Here is a 10,355-nt window from a genome sequence, read left to right as displayed (position 1 = left end):
ATGCGCCCCGGCGCATCACGCCCTTGAGGGTGAAGTCCGCGTCGAGGACCACCAGGTCGGCGTCCTTCCCGGGTTCCAGGGAACCGATCCTGTCGTCCAGGCCCAGCAGCCGGGCCGGGTTGGCGGACAGGGCCGCGACCGCGTGCTCGACCGGCAGCCCGTCGACGGTCACCGCCCGCTTGAGGGCGCGGTCCAGGGTGAGCGTCGAGCCCGCGATGGAGCCGCCCTCCACCAGCCGGGCCACCCCGTCCGCCACCTCGACCTCCAGCGGGCCGAGCAGGTAGCGGCCGTCGCCGAAACCGGCCGCGTCCATCGCGTCCGTGACGAACGCCACCCGCCCGGGGCCCGCGTGGTGGAACGCCAGCCGGAGGGCGGCCGGGTGCAGATGGGTGCCGTCGTTGATCAGCTCGACCGTGACCCGCTCGTCCTCCAGCAGGGCGGTGACCGGACCGGGGGCGCGGTGGCCGAGCGCCGGCATCGCGTTGAACAGGTGGGTGGCGACCGTGGCGCCCGCGTCGATGGCCGCCACGGTCTGCTCGTACGTCGCGTCGGTGTGGCCGACGGCCGCGATCACCCCGTGTTCGGCGAGCAGGCGTACGGAGTCGAGGCCGCCGGGCAGTTCGGTGGCGAGGGTGACCATCCTCGCGTGGCCGCGCGCCGCGTCGACCAGCTTGCGGACCTCCGCCGGGTCGGGGTCGCGCAGCAGTGCCTCGGAGTGCGCGCCCTTGCGGCACGGCGAGATGAACGGGCCCTCGAAGTGGATGCCGGCGATGTCGCCCTGCTCGGCGAGTTCCGCCAGCAGGCCCGCGCGCCGGGCGAGGACGTCCAGGTCGCCGGTGACGGTCGAGGCGACCAGGGTGGTGGTGCCGTGCAGGCGGTGGGTGTGGACGCCCCTGAGGACCTCCTCGGCCGTCCCGGAGGGGAAGGACGCGCCGCCCCCGCCGTGGTTGTGGAGGTCGACGAAACCGGGCAGCAGCCAGTGCCCGGTCAGGTCGAGCGTCTCGACGGCGTCCGGAGGGCCGGCGGGAGCGGGCGCGGTGCCGGAGGGGACGTCCGCGGGGGCCGCGGCGACGATCCGGGTGCCCTCCACGGTCACGCGGCCGTCGTCCACGGTCCCGGTGGGCAGTACCACCCGGGCACCGGTGAGAACCTTGGTGGGGGCCATCAGGCGGTTACCTCCGAGGGGTCAGTGCTGGTGAGGAGATCCCGGGCGAGGAGTCCCGCGCCCAGGCATCCGGCGGTGTCCCCGAGGGCCGCGGGGACCAGGGACGGCGGTTTCTGGAAGGTGATCCGCCGCCGGACGGCCTCCCGCAGCGGTGCGAACAGGGTTTCTCCCGCCTCGGCCAGCCCGCCCCCGATGATCAGCGTGCGGGGGTCCAGCAGGGTGAGCGCGGTGACCAGCCCGTCGGCGAGGGCCTCGACCGCCTCCTGCCAGACCTTCCGGGCCCGGGCGTCGCCCGAGGCCACGGCCCGGGCGCAGTGGGCCGCGTCCGCGTCCGGGTCGCCGCAGAGGGCCGCCCACGCCCCGCCGACCGCCGCCGCGGACGCGTACCGCTCCAGGCAGCCGCGCTGACCGCACGGGCAGGCGGCTCCCCCGGGCCGTACGACGATGTGGCCGATCTCGCCCGCGGAGCCGTGCGCGCCCGCCTCCACCCGGCCGTCGACGCCGATGGCGCCCGCGATGCCGGTGCCCAGCGCCACGAACAGGAACCGGTCGGCGCCCCGGCCCGCCCCGACACGGCCCTCGGCGAGCCCGCCGGTGCGGACGTCGTGGCCGAGGGCGACCGGGATGCCGCCGAGCCGCTCCGCGAGCAGCGCGCGCAGCGGGAGGTCGCGCCAGCCGAGGTTGGCGGAGTAGACGGCGACGCCCCGCGCCTCGTCGACGAGGCCGGGGACGGCGAGGCCGGCGGCGGACGCGGGCCCGCCGAACCGCTCGGTGCCGTGGGCGAGGAGACCGGCGGCGAAGTCCAGGATCCCGGCGGCGACCGCGTCCGGACCGCGCTCGCGCGCGGTGGCCCGGCGGGCCCGGTGCAGCAGCGTGCCGTCCGCTCCGATCAGGGCGGCCTTCATCCCGGTGCCGCCCACGTCGAGGGCGATGACATGTTCCACGGGGGACAGTGTGACCCCGGGACCCGCAAGAGGTCTAGTCCACTTACGTGGTGTAGACCTTGATCCGATTATCGGAATCCTTGGGAACGGATGGCGCGGAGCGCCGGAGTTGGGGCAGGAAGCAGTGCAGCGGCGGAGCTTGGCAAGGACGATCGCGGCGGTGTCCGCCCTGGGCCTGACGGGAGTCCTCGGCGGATGCGGTCTCGGCGGGGACTCCTCCGACGTCACCCTGGAACTGATCGCCGCCGACTACGGCACCGGCGCGGACGACAGCTCGGAGAAGTACTGGACCGCCCTGACGGAGGAGTACGAGGCCGAGCACCCGGGCGTGAGGATCGACGTCACCGTCCACTCCTGGAACGACGTCGACCGCGAGGTCAGGGAGAGGGTCGACGCGGGCGACCCGCCGGACATGGCCCAGATCGGGGCGTACGCCGACTACGCGGCCGACGGACTGCTCTACAAGGCCGACGACGTGCTCTCCATCCCCGTCCAGGCCGACTTCGTCTCGTCGCTGGCCACCGCGGGCCAGCTCGGCGGCGTGCAGTACGGCATGCCGTTCGCCGCCTCCACGCGCGTGCTGTTCTACAACAAGACCCTGTTCGAGGACGCCGGCCTCACCCCGCCCACCACCTGGGCCGAACTCGCCGCGAACGCCGAGGTGCTGAAGGAGGAGGGCGTGAAGTACCCCTACGCCCTGCCCCTCGGCCCGGAGGAGGCGCAGGCCGAGACCATGCAGTGGCTGCTCAGCGGCGGGGGCGGCTACACCGACAGCATGGGCACCTACGGCTTCGACTCCGCGCAGAACGTCAGGACCGTCACCTGGCTGAAGGACGAGCTGGTCGGCAAGGGCCTGACCGGACCCGTCGCACCCGGCGAACTCGACCGGGCCGACGCGTTCGCCGCGTTCGCCGCCGGCGACGTCGGCATGCTGAACGGTCATCCGTCGCTGATCGGCATGGCCGGGCGGAAGGGCGTCGAGTTCGGCACCGTGCCGACGCCGGGGGCCTCCGGCGCGAGCCGGGCCACCCTCGGCGTCACCGACTGGATGACGGCCTTCAAGAAGAGCGGCCACCGCGACGAGATCGGCGACTTCCTCGACTTCGTCTACGGCGAGGACCGGGTGCTCGACTTCTCCCGCGACTACGACCTCCTGCCGGTCACCACCTCCGCGTCCCGCGCGATGGGCCGCTCCGCGCAGGACGAGCCGCTCCGGCCCTTCCTCGACCAGCTGCCGACCGCGGAGCTCTACCCGGTCGGCAAGACCTCCTGGGCCGACGTCAACGCGGAGATCAAGCAGCGGATCGGCAAGGCCGTGTCCCCGAACGGCAGCCCCGAGGACGTGCTGGGCCGGCTCCAGGCGACCGCCGTCCGCGCGGAGAGCGCGCGGTAGGCACCGGGGCACCGCCCCCGCTCCCCGGCGCCCTTGCCGTCCGGCTGTCGGCGGCGGGGGCTACCGTGCGGGTATGGACCAGGGCCCGGACACGGACGAGGAGCGGGACGAGGAGCGGGGAGGGCTGGGACGGCGCGAACGGGACGTCCTCGCGCTGGAGCGCCGCGGCTTTTCCGGCCCCGGCGCGAAGGAGCGGGCGATCCGCGAGGAACTGGGCCTGGCCCCGGTGCGCTACTACCAGCTCCTCAACGCCCTGCTCGACGACCCCCGCGCCCTGGCCCACGACCCGGTCACCGTGAACCGGCTCCGGCGCGTCCGGGAGGCCCGCCGCGCGGAACGCTGAACGCGGCCGCCCCGCGCGGCGGGCCGGCCGCCGCGGGCCGGCCGCTCAGTCCGTGCGCGGGTCCAGGGCGCGCGCCAGCGCCCCGAGCAGGTGGACGACGCCCTCGGGGCCGTCGACCACCACGTCCGCGCGCTCCCGCAGCTCCGCGACCTCGTCGCTGCCGCTGCACACCAGCACCCCGGGCACACCGTCCGAGCGGAGTGCGTCGACGGCGGCGTAGGCGGGCAGGTCGCCCAGGTCGTCCCCCGCGTAGAGGACGGAGCCGGCGCCGATCTCGCGGGCGTACTCCGCCAGGGCGACCCCCTTGTCCATGCCCGGCGGACGCAGCTCCAGGACCATGCGGCCGGGCTCGACGACCAGCCCGTGCCGGTGCGCCAGGTCGGTCAGCGGCCCGCGCAGCGCCTCCAGGGCGGCCTGGGGGTCGGCGGCCCTGCGGGTGTGGACGGCCACCGCGCGGCCCTTCTCCTCGGTCCAGGTGCCCTCCGGCGCGCCGGCCCGTCCGAGCACCTCCGGCAGTTCCGCGCGGACGGCGTCGACCCCGGGGTGCGGGGCGGGCGCGGTGATCTCACCGGTGGCGGCGTCCCAGCGCTCGGTGCCGTAGTGGCCGAGGACGACGAGGTGCTCCAGGCCGGGGACGTCCGCGAAGCCGCCGTGCCGCACCGCGACCGCGGGCGGCCGGCCGGTGACCACCGCCACGGAGGCCACCCTCGGGGCGAGCGCGGCGAGCGCGCCCACCGCGCCGGGATGGGCGCGGGCCTGCTCGGGGTCGGGCACGATCGGCGAGAGCGTCCCGTCGAAGTCGAGGGCGATCAGCGCCTTCCCCGGCCGCGCGAGCAGCGCGTCGAGCCCGTCCCGGCCGGCCCGCGTGGCGGGCACCGGCAGGGGGGCGGGGGCGCCGGCGGCACCGGCGTCGGGGGACGTGGCGTTCGGGTCCGTGGAATCGGTAGAGCTGCCCATACCGCCAACCTATCCACGCCCGCCCGTCCGCACGCATACCTGTCCGGCCGTTCAGGGACGGACGGGGAGCCCGGGAGGCGGACGGGCGGGCGAAGGAGAGGGGGAAGCGGACGGGCGGCCCGGCAGGGAGCGGCCGGTCCTAGCTGCCGTGCCGCAGCTCCCGCAGCGCGTTCAGCTGGTCCAGGAACCACCGCTGCGGCGGCAGCGCCGTCGCCGCCGCGGCCAGGCGCTCGGCGCGCCCGGTCCGCTCCTCCGGGCTCATCGCGAGCCCCTCGTGCAGGGCCCGCGCCGTGTCGACCACGTCGTACGGGTTGACGGCGATCGCGTCCCCGCCCAGCTCCTCGTAGGCGCCCGCCTCCCGGGACAGCACCAGCGCGCAGCCCCGTTCGGACAGGAGCGGGATCTCCTTGGCGACCAGGTTCATCCCGTCCCGGATGGGGTTGACCAGGGCCACGTCGGCCAGCCGGTAGGCGGCCAGGGAGCGCGCGAAGTCGTCCTTGACGTGCAGGACGACGGGCCGCCAGTCCGGTGTCCCGTACCGCTCGTTGATCTCCTCGGCGACCCGCTGCACCTCGGCCGTGTAGTCGCGGTACACGGCGAGGTCCTGCCGGGAGGGGTAGGCGAAGGCGACGTGCACCACGCGTTCGCGCCACTCGGGACGGTCCTCGAGGAGCTGCCGGTAGGCGAGCAGGCCGCGCACGATGTTCTTCGACAGCTCGGTCCGGTCGACCCGGACGACGGTCTTGCGCGGGGTCCCGTCGGGGGCCGTGCCGATCTCCTCGCGGAGCGCGGCGATCCGTTCCCCGACGTCCGGCTCGTGCGCGCGGCCGCGCAGGAAGTCCGCGTCGGTGCCCAGCCCGTGCACCCCGACCGCGGTCCGTCCGAGCCCGTCCGCGAACCGTTCGCTGCACGCGGTGAACGCGTCCGCCCAGCGCCGGGTCAGGAAGCCGAGCCAGTCCGCGCCCAGCATGCCGCGCAGCACCTGCGCGGCGATGTCGTCGGGCAGCAGCCCGAAGTACTCCGGCGGGGCCCACGGCGTGTGCGAGAAGTGGCCGATGAGCAGGTCGGGGCGGAGCTCCCGGAGCAGTCCCGGGACCAGCGTCAGGTGGTAGTCCTGCACCACGACCGCGGCCCCCGGCGCCGCCTCCTCGGCCAGCGCCTCGGCGAACGCCCGGTTGTAGGCCTCGTAGGAGGCCCACTGCCGGCGGAACTCCCCGTCGAAGACGGGCTCCAGCGGCGTCTGGTACAGCATGTGGTGGACGAACCACAGCACCGAGTTCGCGATGCCGTTGTACGCGTCGGCGTGCACGTCCGCGGGGATGTCCAGCATCCGCACGCCGTCCTCGCCGACCCCGCGCCGCACGGCCTCGCGGTCGCCGTCGGACAGCGCCGAGCACACCCACAGCGAGTCCGCGTCCGACCCGATCGCCGACAGCCCGGACACCAGCCCGCCGCCGCCCCGTCTGGCCCGCAGCGAACCGTCCTCGCCCACCGTGTACGAAACGGGGCCGCGGTTCGACGCGACCAGCACCTGAGCACCCTGACCAGCATGGATGGAAGCCATACGCCTCAACCTAGCCCGCCTCCGAAACGCTCAAACGTACGGATCGTCCGGAGGGGGAGCGGCGGACCGGCCGTATACGGCCGGACGGGCCCGGAACGCCGGGCCGGGGCCCGCGGCGCGGGCCGCGGACCGTCGTGCTCAGGCCACCCGGCGGGACCGGTACTCGGCCACGTCCGCCATCGGGGGCCGCTCCTCCGTGTCCACCGGATGGGTGCGGGGCTCGAAGCCGGCGCCGGCGCGCTCGAACTGGGTGAGCGCGGGACGGACGAGGTGCCCGCGGGCCAGGCGGAGGTGGGCGGTGCGGTAGATCGCGGCGGCCATCCGGCCGAGGGCCCGGCCGTCCTGGTGGCGGTGCCTGCGGACGCCGACGTCGACCTGGGCGAGGGCGTCCAGTCCCACCAGGTGCAGCGAGTCGACCAGCATGCCCAGCTCGACGCCGTAGCCGACGGGGAAGGGCAGCCGCTCCAGGAGCGAGCGGCGGGCCGCGTACTCGCCGCCGAGCGGCTGCACGAAGCCGGCCAGCCGGGGCCAGTGCAGGTTGAGCAGCGGGCGCGCCACCAGCTCCGTGACCCGGCCCCCCTGCCCGGCCGCGGAACCCAGGGGCCGGTCGTACATGGCCTTCACCAGCTGCACGTCCGGTTCGGTGAGCAGGGGGCCGACGATGCCGGAGACGAAGTCGGCGGAGAACTCCCTGAGGTCCGCGTCGACGAAGCAGACGATGTCCCCCCGGGTGACCAGCAGGGAGCGCCACAGCACCTCGCCCTTGCCGGGCACGGCGGGGATGCGGGGCAGGATCGTGTCCCGGTGCACCACGGTCGCGCCCGCGGCGGCGGCCACCCGGGAGGTGCGGTCGGTCGAGCCGGAGTCCACGACCACGATCTCGTCGACCAGCGGGACCCGCAGCATCAGCTCCTCCCGGATCGCCGCGACGATCCCGCCGACCGTGGCCTCCTCGTTGAGCGCGGGCAGCACCACGCTCACCGTCTGCCCCGTGGCGCGCTTCGCGGCCAGGAGGCGGTGCACCGGCCGGTCGGCCACGGACCAGGAGCGGCCGGCCAGCCAGCGCTCGACTTCTTCCAGCACGGTCGGCGACTCCTCACCTCTGCGGTCCATAACCCCTCTGGTCCATCCTCCTGCGGCCCCCGCCCGGGCGGCCCGTACCCCTGCGATCCATGCCCCTGTGATCCGTCTCGCGGTTCGGACGTGCTCTCTGCACGGTCCTGGCCTTCGGTTACAGTCTTGAACAACGCGGACGCCCTCCGTACATCGGGGGTCGCGGCCCCCTCGGGTCCCCGTCCGCGCGGGTACGACCGCACGACCCACAACCGCACGACCCAACCGCATACAGCTCATCCAGAGGGGCAGAGGGAAACGGCCCGATGAAGCCCCGGCAACCCTCCAGCCGGTTCTCGTAGATCACCGTCGATCGACGATCACAGCGCACCGTGACGACCGCCGCGCATCCGCGGCGTCCACCGTGCACCGCGGCGTCCGCCGCGTGTCGCGGTGGATCGCGACGCCGATCGTCCTCGCGAGGCTCCCGGCTAGGGAAGGTGCCAAATCCGTCTCACGGCGAGATGCGTCGTGAGGAAGATGAGGAGAAAGGGCCTCGCCTCACATGGCTGTGCAGACTGCCGAAAGCACCACGGAATCCGCCGCGCCCTCCGTCGACCTCGGCCCCGCCGCCGCGCTGTCCTGCCGCGAGTGCGGCCACCGCGTACCGCTCGGCCCGGTCTTCGCCTGCCAGGAGTGTTTCGGCCCGCTGGAGATCGCCTACGACTTCTCGGCCCACGACACCGAGGAACTGCGCCGGCGCATCGAAGCGGGTCCCGCGAACATCTGGCGCTACGCCCCCCTGCTGCCCGTCCCCGCCGACGTGGCGACCAAGCCGAACATCAACCCCGGCTGGACCCCGCTCGTCCGGGCCGACAACCTCGCCCGCGAACTCGGCGTCACCGGCGGCCTGTACGTCAAGGACGACTCCGGCAACCCGACGCACTCCTTCAAGGACCGGGTCGTCGCCCAGGCCCTGGAGGCCGCCCGCGCCTTCGGCTTCACCACCCTCTCCTGCTCCTCCACGGGCAACCTCGCCGGCGCCGTCGGCGCCGCCGCCGCCCGCGCCGGACTGCGCTCCTGCGTGTTCATCCCGCACGACCTGGAGCAGGGCAAGGTCGTCATGGCCGCCGTCTACGGCGGCGAACTCGTCGGCATCGAGGGCAGCTACGACGACGTGAACCGCTTCTGCTCCGAGCTGATCGGCGACCCGGCCGGCGAGGGCTGGGGCTTCGTCAACGTCAACCTGCGGCCGTACTACGCCGAGGGCTCCAAGACCCTCGCGTACGAGATCTGCGAACAGCTCGGCTGGCGGCTGCCCGACCAGATCGTCGTCCCCATCGCCTCCGGCTCGCAGCTCACGAAGATCGACAAGGGGCTGCGGGAGCTGATCGAACTCGGCCTCGTCGAGGACAGGCCGTACAAGATCTTCGGCGCCCAGGCGGAGGGCTGCTCGCCGGTGTCGGCCGCGTACAAGGCGGGCCACGACGTCGTCCGGCCGCAGAAGCCGAAGACCATCGCCAAGTCGCTCGCCATCGGCAACCCCGCCGACGGCCCCTACGTCCTGGACATCGCGCGCCGCACCGGCGGCGCGGTGGAGGACGTGACGGACGAGCAGATCGTGGAGGCCATCCGGCTGCTCGCCCGGACCGAGGGCATCTTCGCCGAGACCGCGGGCGGCGTGACCGTCGGCGTCACGAGGAAGCTGATCGGGAGCGGCGCCCTGGACCCGGCCCTGACCACCGTCGTGCTCAACACCGGCGACGGTCTCAAGACGCTGGACGCGGTGGCCGACACCGGACTGACCGCGACCATCCGCCCGAACCTGGACTCCTTCCGAGAGGCTGGCCTCGCATGAGCGTGACCGTTCGCATCCCCACCATCCTGCGCACCTACACCGGTGGCAGGGCCGAGGTCGACGCCGAGGGCACCACTCTCGCCGACGTCATCGCCGACCTGGAGAAGAACCACGCCGGGATCGCCGCCCGGGTCCTCGACGACCAGGGCAAGCTGCGCCGCTTCGTCAACGTCTACGTCAACGACGACGACGTCCGCTTCGAGCAGGGCCTGCAGACCGCGACCCCGGACGGTGCGGGTGTGTCGATCATCCCGGCGGTCGCCGGCGGCTGATCATTGGTTGATCATTACCGCAGGTAATCGCGCTTACCGGGCGTTCGTCGAACGGCCCCCTCCGTGAGAGAAGCGGAGGGGGCCATTCCATGGGATTGAACGCGATAGAGTCGGGGAACACGGTCCCGATTTCCCCCTCGGGAACCATTAATTCCTGCCGCCCGTCCGACTGGATACAGCCAAAGTCCGGGCCCTTTCTGCGGCTTTTGTGACGTTTGTCCGGTGCGGCTTGCCCTGAAATGGGACGAACTGTCGTCATCATCCGGACCGGTGGCGTCGAGATTTCTCGTCCGACTGACCTGTTGCAGAGGGCAGTTGGGCAGATACATTCAGCCGCGGTCGACGCGTTCCGGCGCACGCCCCCAACCGTTTGGGGAGTGAGGTCTGACCCGGATCCGCGAAGTGCGGATCTGTGCAAGGGCCAGTAATAGGGGAGTTAGGCATGGCTCAGGGCACCGTCAAGTGGTTCAACGCGGAGAAGGGATACGGCTTCATCGCGGTCGACGGTGGTGCGGATGTTTTCGTCCACTACAGCGCCATCCAGATGGACGGCTACCGCACCCTTGAAGAGGGCCAGCGGGTCGAGTTCGAGATCTCGCAGGGCCAGAAGGGCCCGCAGGCCGACATGGTTCGCGTCACCGCCTGAACGCGCTACCAGCAACCACGAGAATTTTCCTGCCGGCGTAGGGCTCGTGCCTCCGGGGTCACCCCGGGGCACGGGCCCTTCGTCCTGCTCGGGAGCCGTGCTCGGGGGGCCTGCTCGGAGTGCCCCTGCCGGGGCCGCGTCAGGGGCACTCCGAGCAGGC

Annotated in this window: 10 protein-coding genes and 1 riboswitch; of the genes, 5 read left to right on the top strand and 5 right to left on the bottom strand. The window is 73.3% G+C overall.

The genetic code is table 11. The features are described from left to right. A partial coding sequence (nagA, locus tag AOK18_RS12020; protein ID WP_055694327.1) for an N-acetylglucosamine-6-phosphate deacetylase occupies window positions 1–1,165 on the bottom strand: 1,165 nt, incomplete at its 3' end. Beyond that, window positions 1,165–2,109 carry an ROK family protein gene (locus AOK18_RS12015; protein ID WP_079104969.1) on the bottom strand — a complete coding sequence of 315 codons (945 nt, stop codon included), beginning with the start codon at window positions 2,107–2,109 and terminating at the stop codon, window positions 1,165–1,167. The genes nagA and AOK18_RS12015, both read right to left, overlap by 1 nt. Window positions 2,110–2,233: 124 nt before the next feature. Between AOK18_RS12015 and AOK18_RS12010 the strand changes: the two genes are divergently transcribed. Both AOK18_RS12010 and AOK18_RS12005 read left to right on the top strand, forming a co-directional pair. After that, a complete protein-coding gene (locus tag AOK18_RS12010; protein WP_055694326.1) occupies window positions 2,234–3,502 on the top strand; it encodes an extracellular solute-binding protein in 1,269 nt (422 codons plus the stop codon). 73 nt (window positions 3,503–3,575) lie between these two features. After that, window positions 3,576–3,845: a DUF3263 domain-containing protein gene (locus AOK18_RS12005; protein ID WP_055694325.1), complete on the top strand. Its 270-nt coding sequence runs from the start codon at window positions 3,576–3,578 to the stop codon at window positions 3,843–3,845. A gap of 45 nt (window positions 3,846–3,890) precedes the next feature. On the opposite strand, the gene otsB is transcribed toward AOK18_RS12005, so the two are convergent. The 3 genes from otsB to AOK18_RS11990 all read right to left on the bottom strand — a co-directional run bounded on the left by otsB (window position 3,891) and on the right by AOK18_RS11990 (window position 7,449). Continuing rightward, a complete protein-coding gene (gene otsB, locus AOK18_RS12000; protein ID WP_055694324.1) occupies window positions 3,891–4,802 on the bottom strand; it encodes a trehalose-phosphatase in 912 nt (303 codons plus the stop codon). Between the two features lie 139 nt (window positions 4,803–4,941). Next, window positions 4,942–6,366 (bottom strand): alpha,alpha-trehalose-phosphate synthase (UDP-forming), encoded by a 1,425-nt coding sequence (locus tag AOK18_RS11995; protein ID WP_206281533.1) that lies wholly within the window; start codon window positions 6,364–6,366, stop codon window positions 4,942–4,944. Window positions 6,367–6,504: 138 nt separating this feature from the next. Next, on the bottom strand, window positions 6,505–7,449 hold the full coding sequence (locus AOK18_RS11990) for a glucosyl-3-phosphoglycerate synthase (RefSeq protein ID WP_055694328.1): 945 nt from the start codon (window positions 7,447–7,449) through the stop codon (window positions 6,505–6,507). 263 nt (window positions 7,450–7,712) lie between these two features. Beyond that, a riboswitch (SAM riboswitch) is annotated at window positions 7,713–7,966 on the top strand. 18 nt (window positions 7,967–7,984) lie between these two features. Here AOK18_RS11990 and thrC point away from each other — a divergent pair. From thrC to AOK18_RS11975, 3 genes are all read left to right on the top strand, one after another. Next, window positions 7,985–9,277, top strand: a complete 1,293-nt coding sequence (gene thrC, locus AOK18_RS11985) for a threonine synthase (protein WP_055573362.1) — start codon at window positions 7,985–7,987, stop codon at window positions 9,275–9,277. Further along, window positions 9,274–9,549, top strand: coding sequence for a MoaD/ThiS family protein (locus AOK18_RS11980; protein ID WP_055573361.1), 276 nt, complete (start codon window positions 9,274–9,276; stop codon window positions 9,547–9,549). Before thrC ends, AOK18_RS11980 begins: the two co-directional genes overlap by 4 nt. 442 nt (window positions 9,550–9,991) lie before the next feature. After that, complete coding sequence (locus AOK18_RS11975) at window positions 9,992–10,195, top strand: cold-shock protein (protein ID WP_004986573.1); 204 nt, start codon at window positions 9,992–9,994, stop codon at window positions 10,193–10,195. Window positions 10,196–10,355 lie beyond the last annotated feature (160 nt).

Origin of the sequence: Streptomyces prasinopilosus (genome assembly GCF_001419695.1) — a bacterium.
In the GTDB taxonomy this organism is placed as follows: domain Bacteria; phylum Actinomycetota; class Actinomycetes; order Streptomycetales; family Streptomycetaceae; genus Streptomyces; species Streptomyces prasinopilosus.
Note: the sequence above shows the minus strand (reverse complement) of the source record. Positions and strands in the feature narration are given on the sequence as shown.